We start from the raw sequence: 22,100 nt of genomic DNA on the forward strand, positions 1-22,100 counted from the left end.
GAAATCTTCCGCTGCCTCAAGCGCTACATCGCCCGCGAGATCTACACCCTGCTCACCACTTGACGACCATAGGAGCATCCGCCCGGAGTGGGTCATCCCCTACCCCTGAAGCCCCCCAGCGCAACCCACCGCGAACCGCAACCCACGCGAAACGGCCCGGCGTCAAAGGACACCGGGCCGTCGCGTACCAAAAGCTACTTACGCTTGCGGATCTCTTCGCCCGCCTGCGGCACGATCTTGAACAGGTCGCCGACGACACCGAAGTCGGCCAGCTCGAAGATCGGGGCCTCGGGGTCCTTGTTGACCGCGACGATCGTCTTCGAGGTCTGCATGCCGGCCCGGTGCTGGATGGCGCCCGAGATGCCCAGAGCGACGTACAGCTGGGGCGAGACCGTCTTGCCGGTCTGGCCGACCTGGAACTGGTGCGGGTAGTAGCCCGAGTCGACCGCCGCGCGGGACGCGCCGACCGCGCCGCCAAGGAGGTCGGCGAGCTCCTCGACCAGCTTGAAGTTGTCGGCGTTGCCGACGCCTCGGCCGCCGGAGACGACGATTCCCGCCTCGGTCAGCTCCGGGCGGGAGCCCTTCTGCTCCGCGACGCGCTCCACGACCTTCGTCAGCTTGTCCGCGTCCGTGGCAGTGACCGTGAGCTGCTCCACGGCCGCGGTGGCCGGGCTCGAAGCCGGGGTCACCGAGTTGGGGCGGATGGTCACGATCGGCAGGCCGCGGGTGACCTTCGACTTGACGATGGCCGAGCCGGCGAAGACCACCTGGGTGGCCGTGCCGTCGGCGGCGAGCTCGACCGCGTCGGTGAGCAGGCCGTTGTCCAGCTTGACCGCGAGGCGGCCGGCGATCTCCTTGCCCTCCTGGGTGGAGGCGAGCAGGACGGCGGCCGGCTGGACGCGCTTGACCAGCTCGGCGACCACGGTGGCCTTGGGGGCCACGAGGTAGCCGTCGACCTCGTCGCCCTCGCCCGCGTAGATCTTGGTGGCGCCGTACTCGCCGAGCTTGTCGGCGAACTGCGCGGCGGCGCCCGCGCCACCGAGCACGACGGCGGAGACGTCGCCCAGACCGCGGGCGATCGTCAGCATCTCGAGCGTGACCTTCTTGACGCCGGCAGCCTGCGAGGCCTCGACGACGACCAGTACTTCAGCCATTGTGGGGCCCCTTCTCAGACGAACTTCTCGGTGGCGAGGAACTCGACGAGCTGCACGCCGCCGTTGCCCTCGTCGGTGACCTTGGTGCCGGCGCTGCGCGCCGGGCGCGGGGCGAACTCGACCACGGTCGACGTCGCGCCGGCGAAGCCGACCTCGTCCGCCGCTACGCCCAGGTCGGCGAGCGACAGGGTCTGCACCGGCTTCTTCTTGGCCGCCATGATGCCCTTGAAGGACGGGTAGCGCGGCTCGTTGATGGTGTCCCAGACGCTGACCACGGCCGGCGTGGCCGCCGTGACGACCTCGTAGCCCTCGTCCGTCTGGCGCTCGGCGGTGAGCTGCGAGCCGTCGACGGTGAGCTTGCGGGCGCCGGTCAGCGCCGCGATGCCGAGGCGCTCGGCGAGCATGTGGGGCATGACCTGGACGCGGCCGTCGGTCGACTCGGAGCCGCAGAGGATCAGGTCGGCGTTGAGCGTGCCGAGGGCGGCGGCGAGGACCTTGGACGTCGCCACGGCGCACGAGCCGTGCAGGGCGTCGTCCTGCACGTGCACGGCCTTGTCCGGGCCCATGGAGAGGGCCTTGCGGATCGACTCGGTGGCGCGCTCGGGGCCCATCGTCAGGACGGTCACCTCGCCACCGTGCGCCTCTTTGATCTTCAGCGCCTCCTCGATGGCGTACTCGTCCATCTCGTTGATGACGTTGTTCGCCGAGCCGCGCTCGACGGTGTTGTCGCTCGCACTCAGGGTGCGCTCGGCACCGGAGTCGGGCACCTGCTTGACCAGTACGACGATGTTCATCGCGCTTCGACGACCCTCCTGTTTATGGACGCACGCCTGCAGCCGGGTTCACGTTCCCTCCAGAGGTTACCCGTCGGTAGCTTACGGGTCTCCGCCACAGAGGGTGACTCACCTCACCCGCGAGGATCTCGCGATCGCTACAGTCGAGGCGAGGAGGTGTAAGACATGTCCGGACAGATCACTCCTTCGTCGAGCGGGTCGACCCCGCTCCGGACCCATCCTCCCTCACCGCATGCCCCGGCCGGGCCCGAGGGAGCCTGGTGCACGTGCGGCAAGCCCCGCGAGGCCTGCGTCAGCATCGAGATCCGCCGGCTGTGGAGCGAGCTGACCGACCATGAGATGGCGCACTCGCGGCCGCCTTCTTGACCGCCACGGTCGATAATCAAGCCGTGCTCGTTCAGTGGTTCGACCCGCACCGGACCCCGATGGCCGGGGAGAAGCCTGACTACCGCTTCTCGCTGGCCAACGAACGCACCTTCCTGGCCTGGATCCGCACCGCCCTGGCCCTGGTCGCCGGCGGCCTGGCCTGCGCCCAGTTCCTGCCGCCCCTGCCGATCAGCCACCTACGGGAGATCATCTCGGTGGTGCTGCTCCTGCTGGGCGGTGTGGTCGCGGTCCGGGCGGTGGACCACTGGTCGCGTACGGAGAGAGCCATGCGCCTCGGCGCCGACCTCCCCCGCTCCCGCTTCCCCGCCGTCCTGGCCCTGATCGTGGCGGTCGGAGCGCTCCTGCTGATCGTCGCGGTGCTGATCAAGGCGGCGCGGTGACGCCGGAGTCGGCCCGCGACCCGGGAGCCTCCGCGGAGCGCACCCGGCTGGCCTGGCGGCGTACCGGAATGTCCGCGACCGCCGTCGCCCTCCTGGCCGCTCGCCCCGCCTTCGCACCCGACGCCCGGCCGAGGGTCATTCTGCTGGCGGCGCTCGCGATCCTCGGCTGGGCGGTGCTCGTCGCGCTCGCCTACCGGCGGGCACACTGGCTCGCCAGCTGGCCGCCCCGCCCGGGACGCCGCAGCGTGACGTCCTACGCGCTGGTCACCGCCGCGTTCTCACTCCTGGGTACGGCGCTCGTGCTCCTGTAGGGCAGCCCGACCCGGCCGGCCGTCGCCGTTGCGGGCCTGGCGAGTCATCATTGCCACATGGTCCGGTTGTTCGTCTTCCTGGCTGCGGTGCAGCTCGTTCTCCTGGCGCTCGCGCTCATCGGCTCACTGTCGGCCGATCGGGTACGCGCCATGCCGCGCGTCCTCTGGGTCTTGGTGATCCTTCTCGTGCCCCTGCTGGGCCCGCTGGCGTACTTCCTCTGGGGGCGTCCGCTGCCGCCGCCGCGCGAGGGTGGTTCGGCACGCCGACCCGGACCACGCCCGGCGTCACCCGACGACGATCCGGACTTCCTGCGCTCGATGGACACCGAGCAGTCCCGCCGCGACCGCGAGCTGTTGGACCAGTGGGAGCGCGACCTCAACGACGACAGCTGACCGGACCGCTCACGCCAGGTTGGACGAGCGCGGGTAGGCGTCCGCGGGATCGGTGAGCACGTTGACCAGGTAGGGCACGCCCGAGGCGAAGGCCCGCGCGAGCGCCGGGCCCAGGTCCCCGGACTTCTCCACGGTCTCCCCGGCGCCGCCGAGCGCCTTGACCACGTCGTCGTAGCGCAGGCCCGGCTGCAGGTCGGCGGCCACGTCATATCCGTACATGGCCCGCATGGGGTGTTTCTCCAGGCCCCAGATGCCGTTGTTGCCCACCACGATGACGACCGGCAGGTTCTGCCGGACCAGGGACTCGGCGTCCATCAGGGAGAAGCCCGCCGCACCGTCGCCCATGAGGACGCAGATCTGCCGGTCCGGGTACGTGACCCGGGCACCCATGGCGTATCCCATGCCGGTGCCGAGGCAGCCGTACGGGCCCGGGTCGAGCCAGGTGCCGGGCTGGGCGGGCTCGAGGTAGCGGCCCGCGTACGAGACGAAGTCGCCGCCGTCGCCGATGGTGACCGCGTCGGGGGCCAGGACCTTGCGCAGTTCCCCGTACACGCGGGCGGGTTTGATGGGGTCGCTCTCGGCGGCCATGGCCTCGGCGTCGCGGGCCTTGCTGGCGTCCTCGGCGGCGCGCAGGCCGTCGATCCACTCGGTGTGGTCGGCGTGCTTTCCCTGGTGGTTCGCGATTCCGGCGAGGATCTGCCGCAGGTCACCCGCGGGCGAGACGGCAGCCTGGACGTGGGTGGCGCGCTGGCTCGGCGCGTCCACGATGTGGATCACCTGGGCCGCGTCGAACTCGCCGAAGTTGAGCCGGAAGTCGAGCGGGGTGCCGATGACGGCGATCACGTCGGCCCCGCCCAGCGCGGGGCGGCGGGCCTTGGCGAAGGCGAGCGGGTGACCGGGCGGCAGCGCGCCGCGACCCATGCCGTTGGTGAAGACCGGGATTTGCAGGGTCTCGGCGGCGGCGCGCAGCTCGGCGACCGCGTCGCCGCCCCACACGTCGGAGCCGGCGATGATCACCGGACGCCGCGCCTCGGCGAGCAGCGTGGCGGCACGGGTCACCTCGTCGGGATCCGGTTCGATCACCGGCACGGCGGGGGCGTCGGGCGCCGTGACGTCTTCGCTGGAGAACAGCACCTCCAGCGGCAGGTCGAGGAAGGACGGGCCGCGGTGGGCCGTGAGCGCGGCGGTGAGCGCCCGGCCGATCTCGGCCGGGATCTGCTCGGTGCCCGTCACGGTCGCCGCGTACTTGGTCACCGGCGCCACCAGCGGGACGTGGTCGATCTCCTGGAGACTGCCCGAACCCCAGCGGAAGGCGGGTGCCCTGCCGCCCAGCACCAGGACCGGCGAGGCGTTGAAGAACGCGCTGGTGAGGCCCGAGACGCCGTTGGTCACGCCGGGGCCGGCGGTGAGAACGGCGAGACCCGGACGGCGCTGCAGCTTGGCGACGGCCTCGGCGGCGAAAACCGCGGACTGCTCGTGGCGCACGTCGTAGATTCCGAAGCCGGTCTTGTGCGCGGCGTCGTAGATCGGGAAGACGTGACCGCCGGAGAGGGTGAACATCTCCCTGATTCCGTACGCCCGGAGCGCGGCCAGCGCCAGGTCCCCGCCGTGCCCCTCGATCATGTCCGCCATGCACGCCTCCGCAGTCGGTCCTGCCGAGCACGCTACCGGCCAGACGGCGAAACGTGAACGAGGCTCACCCCACGAGGCGTCCCAGATCTTCGATGAGCTGATCCATACCGGCTTCGACGGTCAACCCCGCCGACATGCTGTAGGCCACGACCAACGCGACGATCGGCATCGTGACCAGCAGCACGATGCTCAGGAACACCTGCACGGCCCGCAGACCCCGGCCGGTGCGGCGCGGCGGCCGCTGTTCCCATTCCAGCGTCGCGCTCTTCGTGGCCGGCGTGAACTTCTTGGCGGGCCGCTCGATTTTGGTGGGCCGGTCGGTTTTCCTGGGCGGCGCCGGCGGCGACGACACTCCCCGCGCGGGAGACACCGGCTTCACGGCGGGAGAAACCGGTTTCACCGCCGGCGACACCGCCACGGTCGCCTCGGGATCGCGCACCCACTGCTCTGGTGCGTCGGGCCACGGGTCCACCGCGGGCGGAAGCGCGCCGGCGAGGTCGCGGCGAGTCGTCCGTACCGTCTCCACGTCGTCAGCGGAGACGCCCGACGGCGCGGGCGGCTTCGGCGGCGGATCGGCCGCGGCGACCGGGACCGGGATCGGGTCCGGGGCCGTACCGAGGCCCGCCCGGGAGACGAGCCGCATCTCCGACGTGGGACCCGGGGCCGCGGGCTCGGATGCCAGCAGGGCCGCGCCCGCCAGGATGCTGCCCTCGGCGACCACCAGCTCGGGCTGCTCGATCACCACCGGGGCCTCACCCAACTCGCGGTGCAGCAGCGTCGCCACCAGCGGGATCCGGCTCGCCCCGCCGACCAGGAAGACCCCGGCCAGCCGGCCCTCCGGCAGGTTCGCCCAGCGCAGCAGGTCGTTCGTCACCCGTACGGTCTGGTCGAGGATCGGGCGGGCGAGGTTCTCCAACTCCTCGCGGGTCACATGCAGTTCGAGATCGAGCAGCGGCACCATCACGTCCGCCGACTGGGTGCGCGAGAGCCTTTCCTTGGCGATGCGGACGTCGTCCCACAGCTGCCGCTGGGCGCGACGGTCCTCCAGGGTCGCCGGCTCCGTCAGCCGCTTCCAGGCCTGCTCGTCCTGCTCCGCGCAGAGGACGCCGAGATGCTCCACCAGGGCCGCGTCGACATCGAGGCCGCCGAGGTCGTCGCGGCCGTCCACGGCCAGCACCTCGAATCCCTCGGCGGTGCGGGCGACCACGCTGGCGTCGAACGTGCCGGCACCGAAGTCGTGCACCACGACGACCGACCCGATGGGTACGTCGCGGCCCAGCACCTCGGCGAAGTACGTGGCGGCGGCGACCGGCTCGGCGACCAGGCGCACGCCCTCGAGCCCGGCGCGGGCGGCGGCCTCGGCGAGCAGGCCCCGCCGGGTGGCGCCCCAGGTCGCCGGGCAGGTCAGGGTCACGTGGGGACGCACCGGGCCGACCGCCCGGTGCCACTCCTCGGCGACCCGGACCAGGACGCCGGCGATGAGGTCGACCACCGGCAGCTCCCGCTCACCGAGCAGGACGAGCCCGTCGTCGATGCGGCGCTTGGGGTTCGGCTCGAAGCGGGCCGGGTCACGGCGGGCGCTGTGCACCGCGTCCCGGCCGACCAGGATCAGGCCGCCCGGCTCGGCGTAGACGGCCGAGGGCAGCAGCGGGGAGCCGTCGACGAGGATCGGCCGCGCCCTGCCGTCGGGCCAGCGGGCGACCGCGACGGTGTTGGAGGTGCCGAAGTCGACCCCGAGCGAGTGCCGACCCTGGTCGCTGGACATGCGCGCCAGTGTAGGCGCTGCCCCGCACAAGTTGATCAGGGACGACGCCGGTCCACCGTACGCCAGCGCAGGTGGCCGTACCGGTCCCACTCGCAGCGCAGCTCGCGGCCGTCGCCGCTCTCGCCGGTCAGGCCCTCCTCCTCGCAAGGCGCTCCCACCTCGGGCCGCTTGGGACGGCGGTCTTCCGGGACCGTGGGCGGCAGGGAACCGGGGGCCGTGGAGGGAACCGGCGCGGCAACCGTTGTGGTCGGGGGCGCCGGCGCGGTGGTCGCCCGGCTCGGTCCCGGCGTGGCGGAACGGACCGGTCGGGCGCTCCTCGAGAGTTGGGCGCCGACGTGCCGGGACGGAACCCGGGAGGAATCGACCGGCGCCGGCAGGGTGGACATGACGACGATCGGCGGGTCGAGCAGCGGTGCGGCGACGCGGGAACGCGCCGATGGCGCATCCCCGCGTCCGTCGAACGTCAGAAAGCCGATCACGGCGCACAGCAGCGCCTGCCCGGTCACGAGCCCCACCGCAACGATCACGGTGTGGCGTACCGGCGTACCCCGCAGCCCCGGCAACGTCACAGAGAGGAACTTTATGGCAACAGATCGATATCCGCGAGATCCGTTCGTACGGCCTTCGAGGCAGCGATCACCGTCCGGTGAACCCGGGCTTGCGCTTCTCCACGAACGCCGTCGTGCCCTCGATCCGGTCCTCCGTGGCGAAGAGCCCGGCGAACAGGTGGCTCTCCAACGCCAGACCGGAGGCGAGATCCATGCTCAGACCGCCGTCGATCGCCTGCTTCGCGGCGCGCAGGGCCATGGCGGGGCCGTTCACGAAGGGCCGCACCAGCTCGACGGCGGCGGTGTAGACGTCGGCGGCGGGCACGACGCGGTCGGCGAGACCGATGCGCAGCGCCTCCTCGGCGTCGACCATCCGGCCCGAGAAGACCAGGTCCTTCGCCTTGGCCGGGCCGACCAGCCGGGCCAGCCGCTGCGTGCCGCCGGCACCCGGGATGATGCCCAGCTTGATCTCCGGCTGGCCGAGCTTCGCGTCGTCGGCGACGACCCGCCAGTCACAGGCCAGCGCCAGCTCACAGCCGCCGCCGAGCGCGTAACCGGTGATCGCGGCGACCACCGGCTTCGGGATGCGCGCGACCGCGTCGAACGCGCTGGACAGCGCCGCCGCCCGTACGGTCATCTCCTGGAAGGTGGTGGTCGTGAACTCGGTGATGTCCGCGCCGGCGGCGAACACCTTCTCCCCGCCGTACACGATCACCGCCCGGACGTCGGCGGACGCGGTGGCGGCCTGGGCTGCCTCCCGCAGTTCCTCCTGCACCTGCGTGTTGAGGGCGTTCATCGGCGGCCGCTGAAGACGGATCGTGCCGATGCCGTCGCCGATCTCCAGCTTCACGAACTCACTCACCCGGACTGCCTCCTGATCGATCGTTCAAAGTGCGGACAGCGTAAGGCGTACGCCGCTGGGTAAGTACCATTGCACGCACAGGGAGGGGACATGGTCACCTACTACCGGGACCGCGAGGTGCTCGTCACGTCCGGCGGTGTCCGGATCGGCGGTCACGACTACCGGCTACGCGACTTCGTGCAGGTCTGGCACGAGCGCGGGCGCCGGCAGTGGAGCGCGGTGGCCGGTCGGGGCGCCATCAGCATCGCGATCATCGCTCCGCTGGTGATCGGCGCGTTCGGCGTGCTCCTCGCCGTGGTCCTCGACGCTTCCACCGGCACAACCGTCGCGCTGGCCGGCGGCGGCATCCTCATCGGCCTGGCTGCCGCACCGCTCGCCGACGTGCTGCTCGAATTCATGGACCGCTCCTACGACCGCGGCAGCCGGCGGATGGAGATCTGGGCGGACATCCGCGGCCAACGGACCTTGCTGCTGCGTACGGACAACGCGCAGCGTTTCGGTCAGATCTACCGGGCCTTGCAGCGCGCACTCGATCATGACACCGTGCCACGATGAGATCGGCACACGCTCTCGCCGGCGTCCTGGGCGTCAGCGGCGTCCTGCATTTCGCCACGCCGCGCCCTTACGACAGCCTCGTCCCGCGTTCTCTGCCGGGCGGCCCGCGCACCTGGACCTACCTCAGCGGCGTCGCGGAGCTCGCGGTCGCCGCCGCGGTGGCGCATCCGCGGACCCGCCGGCTCGGCGGGCTGGCCGCGGCCGGCCTCTTCGCCGCGATCTTCCCGGCGAACGTCAAGATGGCCGTCGACTGGCGGCATGCCTCCCCGGCGCGGCGTGCCATCGCGTACGGCCGGCTGCCCCTGCAGGTGCCGCTGGTGCTGTGGGGTCTCCGCGTCGCATCTTCGGCTACTCAAAACACCTGACCGGATCGGCATCCGCCGGCCCGGTGAGGTGGTCGTGATCTTGCTTCGCTGCTACTTGCCGTAGCGGTCGATGAGCTCCTGGTTGATGTGAAGGCCGGCGCCGAGCTCGATGATCTGGTCCTTGCTCAGGTCGACGGCGACCTGGACGGTGGCCCAGGTGTGGGGGGACACCGACAGGTGCAGCTGTCGGCTCACGGAGGGCGGGTCCAGGATGGCCTGGTACTTGCCGACGGTCAGCTTCTCGCCTTCCAGCTCACCGCGGTACTCCTTCGACTCCAGGTAGATGCCGATCTTGTTTGTCATCTCCTCCGTCTCCACCGGCCTCGCCGACGGGAGGGGCGTGGGGCTGGCGGCCGAGCCCGGCTTGGGGGCGATGATGAGCTGGGCCTCGTCGCTGACCTGGATGAAGAAGCCGTTGGGCACCTTGTCGACCGTGAAGTTCTTGGGCTGCGGCCCGCGGTACTTGACGAGCGTCAGTTTCCCGGGTGACGCCTCGGCGATGGCCGGCACCCGGTCCGGGACGGAGTCCGGGGCATGGCCGCCGCCCACGAAGGCGAGGGCAGCGGCGATCGCGGCGACACCGAAGACACCACCGGCGAGGGTCTGGATGTTGCGGCGTCGGCGCACGGCGCTCTGGCCACGGCCGAGATCGGCGGCGATGTCCTCGTCCGATGCGGGGGTGATCGGTCCCCCGAGACGCTCGAGCCTGTCGTGGAGATCCATGGTCAGTTCACTCCTTGTGGGGTGGGGCGCAGGATGGAACGCAATTTGTCCAGGGCTCGCGCCGTCTGACTCTTGACCGTCCCGGTGGAGACACCGAGAGCTTCGGCGGTCTCGGCGACGTCCAGCTCGTGGAAGAACCGGAACACGACCGCCGCGCGCATCTTCGGTGGGAGTTGGCGCAGCGCGTGGGCGAGTTCGGGATCGCCCATGATCGCGGTGTCGTCACCGGGATGATCGGGAAGGTCGGGGACGCTCCGTTCGAAGCGCCGCCAGATCCGTTTGCGTTCGTCGGTCAGGGCGTTGACGAGAGCGCGTCGTACATATCCGTCCGGGTTGTCCGCCCGGAGGAAGGCCGACCACGAGACGTACAGCTTGGTCAGCGCTGCCTGAACGAGGTCCTCGGCAAGATGCGGGTCGCCCCCGGTCAGCAGCCGGGCGGTGCGGAGCAGTCGCCCCCGCCGCTCGGCCACGAAATTGCGGAACTGCCGGTCACGCTCGCTCTCGCCCGGTCCTCTTTTTGTCTCACACCCCTCATGACCGCCATCCACCGCCGGAGGTTGCATGCCACCGGCAGAAGATGCCGTCGCCTCAGGGAGCGTAGAGGGCGTCGATGTCGGCGCGGGTCGGAAGCGAGCCGGATGCGCCCACGGTCCGGGCGCAGGCCGCTCCGGCAGCGTTCGCCCAGCGTACGGCGGTGACAAGGTCACGGCCCTCGCCCCACGCCACGGCGAGCGCCCCGGTGAAGGCGTCGCCGGCCGCGGTGCTGTCCACCGCGTCGACCGCGAAAGCCGGGATCCGCTCGTCACGGCCTTCCCGGTCGGCGAACCGGGAACCCTCGGCGCCCAACGTCAGCACCACCCGCGGCACGAGCTCCAGCAGGGCCGCCAGGTCCGGCTCCGACGACCCGGTGATCGCGGTGGCCTCACCCTCGTTCACCACCAGCAGATCGACGCATTCCCGCAGCTCCACCGGCAGTTCCCGGGCCGGGGCGGCGTTCAGGATCACCCGCGTGCCGCCCGCGCGGGCCACCCGGGCCGCCGCCACGACGGTGTCCAGCGGAATCTCCTGTTGGCACAGCAGCACGTCACCATCGGCGATCACCGCGCTTTCCGCGGCGGTCAGCCCCGCGAACGTACTGTTCGCGCCGGGGCTGACGAGAATGGCGTTCTCCCCCGCCCGGTCCACCATGATCACCGCGACGCCGGAGGCGCCGTAGCTCGTCCGCAGGTGGTCCGTGTTCACCCCCGAGGCGTTCAGCCGGGCCTTGATAGTCACGCCGAACGCGTCCGAGCCGATCGCGCCGAGCATCGTGCAGGTGCCGCCGGCCCGCGCCGCCGCGATCGCCTGGTTGGCGCCCTTACCGCCCGGAGCCATCACGAAGTCGTCGCCGAGCACCGTCTCGCCCGGCCGCGGCAACCGCTCCGCGAGCCCCACCACGTCCATGTTGGCACTGCCGACGACCACGATCCGCGGCGGCGAGTCGACCATCCTCTTCACCCTCAGGCGGCTCGGGCGGTGTAGCGGTCACCCGTTCGCTGCACCACCAGCGGCAGGCCGAACGTCTTGGAAAGGTTGTCCGCGGTCATCGTCTCGCCCAACAGACCGGACGCGACGACCGAACCCTCCCGCAGCAGCATGGCGTGCGTGAAGCCCGGCGGGATCTCCTCCACGTGATGGGTGACCAGCACCATCGCCGGTGCGTCCGGATCCTCGGCCAGCTCGCTCAACCGCGCCAGCAGATCCTCACGGCCGCCCAGGTCGAGGCCCGCGGTGGGCTCGTCCAGCAACATCAGCTCGGGATCGGTCATCAACGCCCGCGCGATCTGGGTGCGCTTGCGCTCCCCCTCGGACAGGGTGCCGAACTCCCGATCGATCAGCGCGCCCATGCCCAGCTGGTCCAGCAGCGCCCGAGCGCGGCGCTCGTCCTGCGGGTCGTAGCTCTCCCGCCACCGCCCGACCACCGACCACGCGGCCGTGACGACCACGTCGAGAACCCGCTCCTCCGCCGGCACCCGGTCGGCAAGCTGCCCGGTCGTGATCCCGACCCGGGTACGAAGCTCGCCGACATCGGTACGCCCGAGCCGCTCGCCGAGCACCCACGCCACACCCCGCGAGGGATGCATCCGGGCGGACGCGAGGTTGAGCAATGTGGTCTTTCCCGCGCCGTTCGGGCCCAGGATCACCCACCTCTCGTCCAGCTCGACCTGCCAGGAGAGGTTGCGCAGCAGGAAATTGCCGCCGCGGATGACACCCACCCGGTCGAAGGAGATCACGGTGTCGTCGTCAGGGGGTCTGGGGGTCTCTGCCTCGAGCACGCGTCCATCCAACCACGCACCGCCTTCGACGCCCGACGGCATGCCGCACCGACCAGTCACCTCAGGCGACGGGTCTAAAGGTGGAGCTTCATCGCTCGGTGGTGGAGCCGAAGACTTCGTCGCGGACGGCGTCGAGGGCGGTCAGGAGGGCGCCGTGCAGGACCGGTTCGCCGGCGACCTCGCTGATCACCACCTTCGGTGCCACCAGCGTGATCGAGGCGACCTCCGCTTCGACCCGCTCGGCGAGCGCCGTGCCGCCGGCGAGGCTGACCTCACCCGCCAGCACCACCAGGGGCGGGTCGAGGACGACGCAGGTGGCCGCCACGCCGAGAGCGAGCCGGCGGGCCAGCTCGTCGAGCACCGGCTCGCCCGCCTTCCCGGCGGCGACCGCGGCGCGGACCACGTCGGCGGATTCCTCGCCCTCGAAGCCGTACTGTCTGCCGATCGCCTTCGCGGCGTCCGAGGCGACCAGGGTCTGGAAGGCGCCCTTCACGCCGCGCTTGGAGGCGCTGTGCGGCACATCCGCCCCGGCGACGGGCAGGTAGCCGATTTCGCCCGCCGCGCCGGTGCTGCCCTGGTGGAGTCGGCCGGCGATAACCATCGCGAGTCCGACACCCCGGCCCACCCAGATGAGTACGAAGTCGTCGACGCCCTTGGCGGCGCCGGCGTGCTGCTCGGCGATGGCGGCGAGGTTGACGTCGTTGCCGAAGACCACCGGCGTGCTGAGGTCCTTGCGCAGCTCGGCCAGCATGCCGCGGTGCCAGCGGGGCAGATCGAACGCGTACGAGACCTCGCTGGTCTTCGGGTCGACCAGGCCGGGGGTGCCGAGCACCACGCGGTGGATCGAGTCGAGGTCGGTGCCCGCCTCGGTGGCGGCCTGCATCACGGCGGCGTGCACCGCGCGTACGGGATCGTCGCTGTCCTGGGTGGATCGTTCGCTGCGGCCGACGATCTCGCCGGTGATGTCGGCGCAGGCGGCGACGACCCGGTCCGGCAGGACCTCGACGCCGATGACATGGGCGCTACCGGGAGTGACGGCGTAGAGCTGGGCGTTCGGCCCCCGGCCGCCGGCCTGCTCGCCCACGCGCTGGACGAGTCCACGCTCCTCGAGCCGCTCGACCAACTGCGAGGCGGTGACCTTGCTCAGCCCGGTCATCTCGCCGAGCTGCGCGCGGGTCAGCGGCCCCTTCGTGAGCAGCAGCTCGAGTGCCGCGCGATCGTTGAGCGCGCGCAGCAGCCGGGGGGTCCCCGGCAGGCGAGTGGCAGCCATTACTTCCCCTACTGATCAAGTTTTCCCATGCGGTACCGCACTCTTGCGTAGCCGCAGCGTAACGGTCAGCGAACATACTGACTGTTCGGCGTGTCCGATAGACGTTCAGCGATCATGGCAGCTCGCCCCGGCCGAGGACAGAGCCGCCCCGAGGAAGGAAACCATGGGGATCGACCCGGGACTGCGCCGCCTCGCCCTGCACACGCTGCTCGCGGCTTTTGCCGGTACGTCACCGCCCGCCTGGGCGCGCGAGCTGCTCGCCGACGGCCTCGCCGGGTACACCCTCTTCGGCGCGAACGTCGCCGACCGGGATCAGGCCGCACGGCTCACCGCCGAGCTGCGTTCCGTACGGCCGGACGTCCTCGTCGCCACCGACGAGGAAGGCGGCGACGTGACCCGACTCGCGCACCGCACCGGCAGCCCGTACCCGGGAAACGCCGCGCTCGGCGCGGTGGACGACCCGGACCTCACCCGCGCCATCTACGCGGCGATCGGCCAGGAGCTGGCGGCCGCCGGGATCAACCTCGACCTGGCACCGACCGTCGACGTCAACACCGCGGAAGACAACCCTGTCATCGGTACGCGCTCCTTCGGCGCGAACCCGGCACACGTGGCCCGGCACGCCGCCGCCGCGGTGCACGGCCTCCAGTCCGCGGGCGTCGCCGCGTGCGCGAAGCACTTCCCGGGCCACGGCGCGACGCTCGTCGACTCGCATCTGGCGCTGCCGACGGTCGACGTACCCCCGGAGATCCTGCGCGAACGCGATCTGCCGCCGTTCGCCGCGGTGATCGCCGCGGGCGCCCGGGCCATCATGACCGCCCACATCCGCATTCCGGCCCTGACCCGCACCGACCCCGCCACCTTCAGCGCCGCCGTGCTGCGAGACCTGCTCCGCCGCGAATGCGGCTTCACCGGCGCGATCATCACCGACGCCTTGGAGATGGAGGGCGCCCGGGAGGCCGCCGGCGGGATCGGGCCGGCGGCGGTACGCGCGCTGGCCGCGGGAGCGGACCTGCTCTGCATCGGCGCCCGGGTCGACGCCGGCCTGGTCGAGCGGGTGGCGGCCGAGATCGTCACCGCCGTCGGCGACGGGCGCCTCGACCGCCGCCGGCTGGAGGACGCGGCGAGCCGCACGGCGGAGCTGGCCGCCTGGACCGCGCGGCGGGCGCCGACCCGCCAGCCCGAACTGTCGTCTGACGTGACGGCTTCCGATTCTCAATCGTCTTCCCAGTCGCCTTCCCAGTCGCCGGATTGTGCGGCGCTCGGCTATGTGGCGGCTCGGCGGGCGGTGCGGGTCGAGGGTTCGCTGGCCGATCTGGCCGATCCGCTCGTGGTGCAGTTCGTGGCCGGCCACTCGATCCCCGAGGGCCGGATGCTGTGGGGGCTGTCGCCCCACCTGACCAGCACGGAACAGGTCATCGTCGAGCCCTCGGACATCTCGCGCGAGCGGCTCACCGCCCAGGCCGGCTCGCGGCCCATCGTGGTGGTCGGGCGGCATCTCCACCGCACCGAGGAGACGCGAGCGCTGATCGAGTCGCTCGGCGCGCACCACGCCGTCACCGTGGTGGAGATGGGCTGGCCGTCTCGGTGGCGCCCGGCCGGAGTGCGGGCCTTCGTGACCACTTTCGGAGCCAGCCACGCCAACGGACGGGCGGCCGCGGAGGCTCTCGGTCTGGTGCGTTGAAGCCTGGCTCCAGGTGTGCCCCACATCTCCCTTGAACGCGTTCAACAGAAGTCGTAGGCTGAGGGCGACTTCAGTTGAACGCGTTCAAGAAGGGGTGCGGGCTGATGGATCACAAGATCTGGATGTATCTCGTCTACCTGGTGACCAGTGTCGGCCTGACGGTCTGGGTGGCGACGACCCTGTCCCGCAACGGCCTGGTCTTCCTCGAGGACGTCTTCGACGACAGCCGGCTCGCCAAAGCGGTCAACCACCTCCTCGTCATGGGCTTCTACCTGCTCAACCTCGGCTACGTGGCGGTGGCCATGCGATCCGACTCGCGGGTGCCGGACCCCGCCCGGGCGCTGGAGACGCTTTCGGCCAAGATCGGGTTTGTGCTGCTGGTGTTGGGCGTGCTGCACGTGCTCAACGTGTTCTTCCTTGGGCGGTATCGGCGCGGCCGGCTTCGGCAGCAGCAGGCACTGCCGCCGTTGCCGCCGGCTGGGCGGATGCCGATGTTCCCGCCGGGAATCGGACCCGTGGGGCCTGCCGGCGGTGGTCACCCGGGCGCTGCCGGCTATGCGGGGGTTGGTGGGCATGCGGGGATTGGTGGGCACCCGGGCGCTGCTGGCCACCCGGGCGGCGCTGGGCCGGGCGGCGCTGGGCCGGGCGGCGCTGGGCCGGGCGGCGCTGGGCCGGGCGGCGCTGGGCCGGGCGGCGCTGGGCACCCGACCGAGGCGGGGCCGCACACCCCTGGGCATCACGGCGCTGGGCATCACGGTGCCGGAGGGGCGGGTGCCGCTGGGCAGGGCGGTCCTGCGTCCGACAGTCCTACCTCAGGCGATTCTGCGCCGGGAGGAGGCGCGCCCGGGAGCGGCGCGTCAGGCGGCGGCGTGCCCTGGGGCGGCGCGTCGGGAGGAGGCGCGCCCGGGGGCGGCGCGTCAGGGGCCGGCGCGTCGGGGGGCGGCGCGCCGGGTGGGCCGAGGACGGGCGGGTGGCCGGATTGGCCGGGGCAGGGCATGCAGGGGCCCGTTCCGCCGCCCGCGCTGTCATGAACGGGGATGTCGATCCGACCGGGTTCGGGGCCGGCCGGGTCGGTTGTCTCACCGTGCTCTATGACGAGGGCTGCCCCATCTGCCGGACCGCCCATCGGTGGCTCGAGAGCCGGGCTCAGCTCGTACCCCTGCGGTTTGTGCCGGCTGGATCCGCGACGGCCCGGCAGCGCTTTCCCGGGTTGGACCATTCCGCGACCTTGCGGGATCTGACGGTCATCGCCGACAACGGCCTGGTGTACGTCTCGGACGGCGCGTGGTTGGCCTGCCTCTGGGCGCTGGTGGACTACCGGGGCGTCGCGGACCGGCTGAGCACACCGTCGCTGCTGCCAGCGGCGCGACGCTTCATCGCGGCCGCGTCGGCCGTTCGGGAGTCGATGCGGGCGGGCGACTACGGTGACGTGTGTGACGACAGCTGCCGCTGATTCCGCCGGGGACGAACCGAACACCGGCGCCGCGCGCGCCGCGTCGGGGTCGGGTCGCCGGGCCAACGCCGCTGCCACGGATCCCGAGCGTTCGGCCGGATCTTCCGTCCCAGGAACAGACCGCCTGGCCGGATCCCCCGCAACTGCCGGGCCGAACGCGGACACCGGGCACAACGGCGGCCCGAGCCAGGACGCCGGAGCAAGCGCCGGCTCGAACGCAGACGCCGGACCAAACGGCCGCGCCGGTGCCGACGTCGATGGGGATGGCGGCGGCGGGGAGGAGCGGCCGCGTCGGGCGCGGGGAGAGCAGACCCGGCAGCTCATTCTCGAGACGGCGCTGCGCCTGTTCCGGGAGCGGGGCTACACCGAGACCACCATGCGGGCCATCGCCAAGGAGGCCGGGGTCGCGGTCGGGAACGCGTACTACTACTTCGATTCCAAGGAACACCTGATTCAGGGGTTCTACGACCACAATCAGGCCGCGCACCGCGCCGCCGTCGGGCCCGTGCTGGCGCGGGAGAAGGACTTCGCGGCGCGGTTGCGGGGGGTGTTGCATGCCGGGGTCGATGTCAACGATCCCTACCACTCGTTCGCGGCGACGTTCTTCAAGACGGCTGCCGAGCCGTCGTCGCCGCTGAGTCCGTTTTCGCGGGAGTCGTCGCCCGCGCGGGAGGCCGCCATCGCGATCTTCCGGGACGTGGTCGAGGGCTCGACGGCCAAGCTCGATCCGGAGCTTCGCAAGGATCTGCCCGAGCTGCTGTGGCTCGGCTGGATGGGCGTGGTGCTCTTCTGGGTGTACGACCGTTCGCCCGACCGTCGGCGCACCCGCCGGCTGATCGACGGTGTCGTGCCGCTCATCGACCGGCTCGTCTCGCTGTCCCGGCTTCGGGTGCTGCGGCCGGCGTTGCGGCAGGTCCTGGGCCTGATCGACACGATCCGCGACGACGACTGATCACCCTCCGCACTTCGCCGGATTATTACGCGGAGTAATGACCGAGTGATCAGTGGGACTGCGGGGATCTTGTGTGGCGCGGCGAGTCGGATCTGTCGCCCTAGAAAGCCGACCGAACGGCTAATTTGCGTACGCTGCGCTTCCGTAGGTGGGCGATCATCACATAGCGTCATGTCCGCAGGTGGATCTGGGGAAGCCGCCGCGGACCTTCAGGCTTCGGGACCAGTCCGAAGGGATTCCGCGGTGGTTCAGATAGTGAGCCGGGCGCCCCGTTGGTTTCGGGAGCAACCGACGGGAACAAGCGCCCGGCTCACACTGCCTGGATCGGGCCGACGGAAGCCGGCCCCGACGGGCGGAAGCCTGGCCCGCCGCACGCGAAAGCCGGCCCGCGGCAAGTGGATCAGCGCGCCGCCGGCTTGAAGCGGCGCAGCCGCAGGCTGTTCATCACCACGAAGATCGAGCTCAGCGCCATCGTCGCACCCGCGATCATCGGGTTGAGCAGGCCCATCGCCGCGAGCGGCAGCGCCGCCACGTTGTAGGCGAAGGCCCAGAACAGATTGCCGCGGATGATCCGCGCCGTTCGCCGGGCGAGGCGCACCGCGTCGACGGCGGCCGTCAGGTCGTCGCGCATCAGGGTGAGGTCCGATGCCTCGATCGCCACGTCGGTGCCCGCGCCCATCGCCACGCCGAGGTCCGCCTGGGCGAGGGCCGCAGCGTCGTTGACGCCGTCGCCCACCATCGCCACCGAGCGGCCTTCCGCCTGGAGCCGCTTGATGACGTCGACCTTTTCCGCGGGGAGGACGCCGGCGACGACCCGGGTCACGCCGACCTCGGCGGCGACCCGCTCCGCCACCGCGGGGGCGTCGCCGGTGACGATGACGGGGTCGAGGCCCAGTTCGCGCAGGCTCGCGATGGCGGCGGCGCTCGTCGGGCGTACCGGATCGGTCAGGGCCAGGCGTCCGCGCAGCGTGCCGCCGACGCGGACCTCGACCCAGGTCCGGGCGTCCCGGGCCGCTTCCGGAGCGGCCTCGCCGCGGGTGATCTCGACCTCGGCGCCGTCGACCACGCCCCGGACGCCGACGCCAGCCGTGGCCTGGAAGTCCCTGACCGTTGGCAGCGGGCCGTGCTCGGCGGCCGCCCTGGCGATGGCGCGTCCCAACGGGTGTTCCGACGCCGCCTCGACCGCGCCGGCCAGCCGCAGCAACTCCGCGGCGTCGTTGCCGGGTTCCGGGACCACCTCGGTCACCGTCATCGCGCCGGTCGTCACCGTGCCGGTCTTGTCCAGCACGATCGTGTCCACCCGGCGGGTCGACTCGAGCGCCTCCACGCCGCGGATGAGGATGCCGAGTTGGGCGCCGCGGCCGGTGCCGACCAGCAGGGCCGTCGGCGTGGCCAGGCCGAGGGCGCAAGGGCAGGCGATGATGAGTACGGCCACAGCGGCCGTGAACGCGGCCGTCGTCCCCCGCCCGGTGCCGAGCCAGTAGCCCAGCGTCGACGCCGCCAGGGCGATGACCACGGGCACGAAGACACCTGAGATCCGGTCGGCGAGGCGCTGCACGGCGGCCTTGCCGTCCTGCGCCCGCTCGACGAGGCGGGCCATCTGCGCGAGCTGGGTGTCGGCGCCGACGCGGGTCGCGCGGACGATGAGTCGGCCGCCGGCGTTGACCGTACCCCCGGTCACCGGGTCTCCGGCGGTCACCTCCACCGGGACCGACTCGCCGGTGATCAGGCTCTGGTCGAGGGCGGAGGCCCCGTCGACCACCTCACCGTCGGCGGCGACCTTCTCCCCCGGGCGCACTTGGAAGAGGTCGCCCACCACGAGCTGGTCAACGGGGATCTCGCGCCCGTCCGGCAGGGTGACCGAGCGTGCGCCGAGCTCGAGCAGTGAGCGCAGCGCGTCGCCCGCGCGTCGCTTGGCGCGGGCCTCGGCATAGCGGCCGGCCAGCAGAAACGTGGTGACGCCGGCGGCCGCCTCAAGGTAGATCGCGTCACCGGTGCCGCCGGCCTTCAGTTCGAAGGGATGGGTCATCCCGGGCATGCCGGCGTCGCCGAGGAACAGTGCCCACAGCGACCAGAGGAAGGCCGCGAGCGTGCCGAGCGAGACGAGGGTGTCCATGCTGGCGGCGCCGTGGCGCAGGTTGACCGCGGCGGAGCGGTGGAACGGCAGGCCACCGTAGACGACGACGGGGGCGGCGAGGGTGAGCGACAGCCATTGCCAGTAGTCGAACTGCCACGCGGGCACCATGGCGAGGACCACGACGGGAACCGTCAGCACGGCGGAGACGATCAATCGGGTACGCAGCGGATCGGCGACGGGGGTGTCGGGCGCCTCGGGCGTTTCCTCGGCTCGCGGCTCGGCGGCGGTGTAGCCGGTCTTCTCGACCACGGCGATGAGGTCGGCGGCGGTGAGGCCGACCGGGACGGTGGCGCGGGCCTTCTCCGTCGCGTAGTTGACCGTGGCGGTGACGCCCTCGAGCCGGTTGAGCTTCTTCTCGATGCGGTTGGCGCAGGCGGCGCAGGTCATGCCGCCGATCTCGAGCTCGATCTGCCGGGTCATGACCCGAGCATATACCCCCTGGGGGTACGCGACGATTAGGGTGACGCGTCATGCAGACTGGAGCGTCGGCGGACTGGCCGGTTCGGCGGTCGCGGCGCTGGCGGCCCGCGACGGGCTGGACGGCCGTACCCATTTCCTGCTCACGGCGGTCGTGCTGGCCGCGATCGCCCTCGTCGCGTCCGCCTGGCTGCTGCCTCACCGCCCCGCCCCCGGGGTCGGCGCGCCACCCGCGTTCGCCCTGCCGTCACGAGCGGTGCTCCCGATCGGCCTGGTCGCGCTCTGCGCGGTGTTCGCCGAGGGCGCCGGCCTCGACTGGGCCGCGGTCTACGTCCGCGACGTGTTGGGCGGCACGGCGAGCACCGCGGCGCTGACGGTGTCGGTGTTCTCGATCAGTATGGCGATCGCCCGGTTCGCGGGCGACAGGGTGATCGAACGCCTCGGCCCGGTGACGACGGTCCGGCTCGCCGGCCTCTGCGCGAGCGCCGGCGCCGTGACCGTGGTGCTCGGGGACCGGGTGGCGCTGGGCGTCCTGGGCTTCGGCCTGCTGGGTGTCGGCATCGCCGTCGTGGTGCCGCTGGTCTTCGCCAAGGCCGGGCGCATCGACGACCATCCGGGGCGCAACCTGGCGGGGGTGGCGGGGATCGCGTACGGAAGCGGCCTGGTCGCGCCGGGCATCATCGGCGGGATCGCCCACCTGTCGTCGCTGACGGCGTCGTTCGTCCTGGTGGCCGCGCTCACCGTGACAATGGGCCTGGGCGCCCGGGTGCTGCGGCCGGCGGCGACTCCGTCCAGGTGAGCCGTCCGCCGGCGGGTGCCTCTCCGAGCGGCAGATCGTTGCGCTTCGGCAGCCGGTCGAGCCGACGCGAGCGGCCCGCGCGAGCCGGTCCGCCTCCTCGGCGAGCACGGCATGGCCGTCCTCGGTAAGGCGGCAGTAGCGACGGGCCCGGCCGTTGACGGCCTCCTCGCCGAGCAGCCTGTCGATCACCGAGTACCGCGAGCCGGCGGCGGGTTTTACTAACCCCTCATTGACCCCCGGTGGGGTCTAACCACGCCGCGGTGGGGCACGCACCGACGCGGCGACGCCTACATTTGTCCGTGGAGTGCCGGATTCGCGGGCCGGCGCCGAGGAGGGGGCTCGATGCGGGCGACGGCTATCGACAGAACGGTGGCGCAGGCGGAGGACGAGGGGATCGGCGACCCGATTCTCGTGCTGCACGGCGGCATGGGCGACAGCACGGCATGGTCCCGGGTCACCGACCGGCTGCGCGACCGCTTCCGGACCGTACGGCTGCACCGCCGTCAGTACCGGTCGGACCTGCCGCGCCCGGTCAGCATGGCGGACGAGGTGGAACACGTCGCGGCGATCGCCGGGGAGCTGGAGCGCCCCGTCCTCGTCGGGCACTCGTCGGGGGCGGTCCTGGCCCTGGAAGCGATGGTCGCGGACCCGGGGTGCTACGCGGGCGCCGTCCTCTACGAGCCCCCGGTGGTGATCGACGCTCCGCTGGGCGGGAAGCGCCTGGTTCCGGCCCGGGCGGCCCTGGCGGAGGGAAGGCCGGGCAGAGCGCTCACGATCTTCCTGCGCGACGTGGTCCAGCTGCCGCCGGCGGCGGCCATCGCGGGAGGCGTCGTCGGCGGCCACGGCCACCTTCGCGACCGGATCGTCCAGCAACTGGACGACAGCGACGCGATCGACGAACTGGGGAACCGGCTGGGCGAGTACGCCACGCTGAAGCTGCCGATGCTGCTGATCGGCGGGGACAGGTCACCCCGGCACCTGGGGGAACGGCTGGACGCGCTGGAGCGGGTGCTGCCTCAGTCCCGGCGGTTGCTGATGCACGGCCAGGGGCACAACGCCGAGCGCCAGGCGCCCGACCGCCTGGCCACCGCGATCGCCTCCTTCATGGACGGCCTGGAGCCGGACGCCGAAAGGGCCGACAGGCAAGCCGGCTCCTGACGGCGAGAGACCGGCCAGGCCGGCACGGCGAGACCGGCCAGGCCGG

23 protein-coding genes are annotated in these 22,100 nt (G+C 71.9%); 11 read left to right on the forward strand and 12 right to left on the reverse strand.

Going from position 1 to position 22,100, the window contains the following annotated elements:
- Positions 1 to 194: 194 nt before the first annotated feature.
- Complete coding sequence (locus tag AB0M36_RS08310) at positions 195 to 1,154, reverse strand: electron transfer flavoprotein subunit alpha/FixB family protein (RefSeq protein WP_364154309.1); 960 nt, start codon at positions 1,152 to 1,154, stop codon at positions 195 to 197.
- Between the two features lie 14 nt (positions 1,155 to 1,168).
- Positions 1,169 to 1,948, reverse strand: coding sequence for an electron transfer flavoprotein subunit beta/FixA family protein (locus tag AB0M36_RS08315; RefSeq protein WP_364154312.1), 780 nt, complete (start codon positions 1,946 to 1,948; stop codon positions 1,169 to 1,171).
- Positions 1,949 to 2,373: 425 nt separating this feature from the next.
- On the opposite strand from AB0M36_RS08315, the gene AB0M36_RS08320 reads away from it, so the two are divergent.
- From AB0M36_RS08320 to AB0M36_RS08330, 3 genes are read left to right on the forward strand one after another with little or no spacing between them, the layout of a single operon-like run.
- The gene (locus AB0M36_RS08320) at positions 2,374 to 2,715 is read left to right on the forward strand and encodes a DUF202 domain-containing protein (RefSeq protein WP_364155382.1); all 342 of its coding nucleotides are present in this window, start codon (positions 2,374 to 2,376) and stop codon (positions 2,713 to 2,715) included.
- Positions 2,712 to 3,026: a DUF202 domain-containing protein gene (locus AB0M36_RS08325; protein WP_364154314.1), complete on the forward strand. Its 315-nt coding sequence runs from the start codon at positions 2,712 to 2,714 to the stop codon at positions 3,024 to 3,026. The genes AB0M36_RS08320 and AB0M36_RS08325 overlap by 4 nt, the downstream gene beginning before the upstream one ends.
- Positions 3,027 to 3,083: 57 nt before the next feature.
- Positions 3,084 to 3,419: a PLDc N-terminal domain-containing protein gene (locus tag AB0M36_RS08330; RefSeq protein ID WP_364154316.1), complete on the forward strand. Its 336-nt coding sequence runs from the start codon at positions 3,084 to 3,086 to the stop codon at positions 3,417 to 3,419.
- Positions 3,420 to 3,428: 9 nt separating this feature from the next.
- Here AB0M36_RS08330 and AB0M36_RS08335 read toward each other — a convergent pair whose 3' ends face one another.
- The 4 genes from AB0M36_RS08335 to AB0M36_RS08350 form a co-directional block, all read right to left on the reverse strand.
- The gene (locus AB0M36_RS08335) at positions 3,429 to 5,051 is read right to left on the reverse strand and encodes an acetolactate synthase (protein ID WP_364154319.1); all 1,623 of its coding nucleotides are present in this window, start codon (positions 5,049 to 5,051) and stop codon (positions 3,429 to 3,431) included.
- Positions 5,052 to 5,115: 64 nt separating this feature from the next.
- A complete protein-coding gene (locus AB0M36_RS08340; protein WP_364154322.1) occupies positions 5,116 to 6,816 on the reverse strand; it encodes an Hsp70 family protein in 1,701 nt (566 codons plus the stop codon).
- Positions 6,817 to 6,851: 35 nt separating this feature from the next.
- Positions 6,852 to 7,385 (reverse strand): hypothetical protein, encoded by a 534-nt coding sequence (locus AB0M36_RS08345; RefSeq protein WP_364154325.1) that lies wholly within the window; start codon positions 7,383 to 7,385, stop codon positions 6,852 to 6,854.
- A gap of 67 nt (positions 7,386 to 7,452) precedes the next feature.
- Positions 7,453 to 8,226, reverse strand: coding sequence for an enoyl-CoA hydratase-related protein (locus AB0M36_RS08350; protein ID WP_364154327.1), 774 nt, complete (start codon positions 8,224 to 8,226; stop codon positions 7,453 to 7,455).
- Between the two features lie 90 nt (positions 8,227 to 8,316).
- Between AB0M36_RS08350 and AB0M36_RS08355 the strand changes: the two genes are divergently transcribed.
- Together AB0M36_RS08355 and AB0M36_RS08360 are read left to right on the forward strand one after the other, a co-directional pair.
- On the forward strand, positions 8,317 to 8,781 hold the full coding sequence (locus AB0M36_RS08355) for a DUF6232 family protein (RefSeq protein ID WP_364154329.1): 465 nt from the start codon (positions 8,317 to 8,319) through the stop codon (positions 8,779 to 8,781).
- Positions 8,778 to 9,146 carry a hypothetical protein gene (locus AB0M36_RS08360; RefSeq protein ID WP_364154331.1) on the forward strand — a complete coding sequence of 123 codons (369 nt, stop codon included), beginning with the start codon at positions 8,778 to 8,780 and terminating at the stop codon, positions 9,144 to 9,146. Before AB0M36_RS08355 ends, AB0M36_RS08360 begins: the two co-directional genes overlap by 4 nt.
- A 51-nt stretch (positions 9,147 to 9,197) precedes the next feature.
- On the opposite strand, the gene AB0M36_RS08365 is transcribed toward AB0M36_RS08360, so the two are convergent.
- The 5 genes from AB0M36_RS08365 to AB0M36_RS08385 all read right to left on the reverse strand — a co-directional run bounded on the left by AB0M36_RS08365 (position 9,198) and on the right by AB0M36_RS08385 (position 13,454).
- Complete coding sequence (locus tag AB0M36_RS08365) at positions 9,198 to 9,869, reverse strand: hypothetical protein (RefSeq protein WP_364154334.1); 672 nt, start codon at positions 9,867 to 9,869, stop codon at positions 9,198 to 9,200.
- Positions 9,870 to 9,871: 2 nt separating this feature from the next.
- Entirely contained in the window at positions 9,872 to 10,432 is a 561-nt protein-coding gene (locus AB0M36_RS08370) for a SigE family RNA polymerase sigma factor (RefSeq protein WP_364154336.1), read from the reverse strand.
- A 25-nt stretch (positions 10,433 to 10,457) separates the two neighbouring features.
- Positions 10,458 to 11,357 carry a ribokinase gene (locus tag AB0M36_RS08375; RefSeq protein WP_364154339.1) on the reverse strand — a complete coding sequence of 300 codons (900 nt, stop codon included), beginning with the start codon at positions 11,355 to 11,357 and terminating at the stop codon, positions 10,458 to 10,460.
- An 11-nt stretch (positions 11,358 to 11,368) separates the two neighbouring features.
- Positions 11,369 to 12,184 (reverse strand): ABC transporter ATP-binding protein, encoded by an 816-nt coding sequence (locus tag AB0M36_RS08380; protein WP_364154341.1) that lies wholly within the window; start codon positions 12,182 to 12,184, stop codon positions 11,369 to 11,371.
- Between the two features lie 88 nt (positions 12,185 to 12,272).
- On the reverse strand, positions 12,273 to 13,454 hold the full coding sequence (locus AB0M36_RS08385; RefSeq protein WP_364154344.1) for an ROK family transcriptional regulator: 1,182 nt from the start codon (positions 13,452 to 13,454) through the stop codon (positions 12,273 to 12,275).
- A gap of 163 nt (positions 13,455 to 13,617) precedes the next feature.
- On the opposite strand from AB0M36_RS08385, the gene AB0M36_RS08390 reads away from it, so the two are divergent.
- The 4 genes from AB0M36_RS08390 (at position 13,618) to AB0M36_RS08405 (ending at position 17,543) form a co-directional block, all read left to right on the forward strand.
- Positions 13,618 to 15,138 (forward strand): glycoside hydrolase family 3 N-terminal domain-containing protein, encoded by a 1,521-nt coding sequence (locus AB0M36_RS08390; RefSeq protein ID WP_364154347.1) that lies wholly within the window; start codon positions 13,618 to 13,620, stop codon positions 15,136 to 15,138.
- 104 nt (positions 15,139 to 15,242) lie between these two features.
- Positions 15,243 to 16,169 carry a hypothetical protein gene (locus AB0M36_RS08395; protein WP_364154349.1) on the forward strand — a complete coding sequence of 309 codons (927 nt, stop codon included), beginning with the start codon at positions 15,243 to 15,245 and terminating at the stop codon, positions 16,167 to 16,169.
- On the forward strand, positions 16,166 to 16,591 hold the full coding sequence (locus tag AB0M36_RS08400; protein ID WP_364154352.1) for a DCC1-like thiol-disulfide oxidoreductase family protein: 426 nt from the start codon (positions 16,166 to 16,168) through the stop codon (positions 16,589 to 16,591). Before AB0M36_RS08395 ends, AB0M36_RS08400 begins: the two co-directional genes overlap by 4 nt.
- The gene (locus AB0M36_RS08405) at positions 16,572 to 17,543 is read left to right on the forward strand and encodes a TetR family transcriptional regulator (protein ID WP_364154355.1); all 972 of its coding nucleotides are present in this window, start codon (positions 16,572 to 16,574) and stop codon (positions 17,541 to 17,543) included. Before AB0M36_RS08400 ends, AB0M36_RS08405 begins: the two co-directional genes overlap by 20 nt.
- Positions 17,544 to 17,943: 400 nt before the next feature.
- On the opposite strand, the gene AB0M36_RS08410 is transcribed toward AB0M36_RS08405, so the two are convergent.
- Entirely contained in the window at positions 17,944 to 20,100 is a 2,157-nt protein-coding gene (locus AB0M36_RS08410; protein ID WP_364154357.1) for a heavy metal translocating P-type ATPase, read from the reverse strand.
- 40 nt (positions 20,101 to 20,140) lie between these two features.
- On the opposite strand from AB0M36_RS08410, the gene AB0M36_RS08415 reads away from it, so the two are divergent.
- Complete coding sequence (locus AB0M36_RS08415) at positions 20,141 to 20,896, forward strand: MFS transporter (RefSeq protein WP_364154360.1); 756 nt, start codon at positions 20,141 to 20,143, stop codon at positions 20,894 to 20,896.
- A gap of 342 nt (positions 20,897 to 21,238) precedes the next feature.
- Complete coding sequence (locus AB0M36_RS08420; RefSeq protein WP_364154363.1) at positions 21,239 to 22,054, forward strand: alpha/beta hydrolase; 816 nt, start codon at positions 21,239 to 21,241, stop codon at positions 22,052 to 22,054.
- The last annotated feature ends 46 nt before the right edge of the window (positions 22,055 to 22,100 follow it).

Origin of the sequence: Actinoplanes sp. NPDC051346 (genome assembly GCF_040682215.1) — a bacterium.
Taxonomy (GTDB): domain Bacteria; phylum Actinomycetota; class Actinomycetes; order Mycobacteriales; family Micromonosporaceae; genus Actinoplanes.

Coding starts and splice junctions, on each gene's coding strand:
- AB0M36_RS08310 (WP_364154309.1), bottom strand. CDS start 1,154: ATGGCTGAAGTACTGGTCGTCGTCGAGGCCTCGCAGGCTGCCGGCGTC.
- AB0M36_RS08315 (WP_364154312.1), bottom strand. CDS start 1,948: ATGAACATCGTCGTACTGGTCAAGCAGGTGCCCGACTCCGGTGCCGAG.
- AB0M36_RS08320 (WP_364155382.1), top strand. CDS start 2,374: ATGGCCGGGGAGAAGCCTGACTACCGCTTCTCGCTGGCCAACGAACGC.
- AB0M36_RS08330 (WP_364154316.1), top strand. CDS start 3,084: ATGGTCCGGTTGTTCGTCTTCCTGGCTGCGGTGCAGCTCGTTCTCCTG.
- AB0M36_RS08335 (WP_364154319.1), bottom strand. CDS start 5,051: ATGGCGGACATGATCGAGGGGCACGGCGGGGACCTGGCGCTGGCCGCG.
- AB0M36_RS08340 (WP_364154322.1), bottom strand. CDS start 6,816: ATGTCCAGCGACCAGGGTCGGCACTCGCTCGGGGTCGACTTCGGCACC.
- AB0M36_RS08355 (WP_364154329.1), top strand. CDS start 8,317: ATGGTCACCTACTACCGGGACCGCGAGGTGCTCGTCACGTCCGGCGGT.
- AB0M36_RS08360 (WP_364154331.1), top strand. CDS start 8,778: ATGAGATCGGCACACGCTCTCGCCGGCGTCCTGGGCGTCAGCGGCGTC.
- AB0M36_RS08365 (WP_364154334.1), bottom strand. CDS start 9,869: ATGGATCTCCACGACAGGCTCGAGCGTCTCGGGGGACCGATCACCCCC.
- AB0M36_RS08370 (WP_364154336.1), bottom strand. CDS start 10,432: ATGCAACCTCCGGCGGTGGATGGCGGTCATGAGGGGTGTGAGACAAAA.
- AB0M36_RS08375 (WP_364154339.1), bottom strand. CDS start 11,357: ATGGTCGACTCGCCGCCGCGGATCGTGGTCGTCGGCAGTGCCAACATG.
- AB0M36_RS08385 (WP_364154344.1), bottom strand. CDS start 13,454: ATGGCTGCCACTCGCCTGCCGGGGACCCCCCGGCTGCTGCGCGCGCTC.
- AB0M36_RS08390 (WP_364154347.1), top strand. CDS start 13,618: ATGGGGATCGACCCGGGACTGCGCCGCCTCGCCCTGCACACGCTGCTC.
- AB0M36_RS08395 (WP_364154349.1), top strand. CDS start 15,243: ATGGATCACAAGATCTGGATGTATCTCGTCTACCTGGTGACCAGTGTC.
- AB0M36_RS08400 (WP_364154352.1), top strand. CDS start 16,166: ATGAACGGGGATGTCGATCCGACCGGGTTCGGGGCCGGCCGGGTCGGT.
- AB0M36_RS08410 (WP_364154357.1), bottom strand. CDS start 20,100: ATGACCCGGCAGATCGAGCTCGAGATCGGCGGCATGACCTGCGCCGCC.
- AB0M36_RS08420 (WP_364154363.1), top strand. CDS start 21,239: ATGCGGGCGACGGCTATCGACAGAACGGTGGCGCAGGCGGAGGACGAG.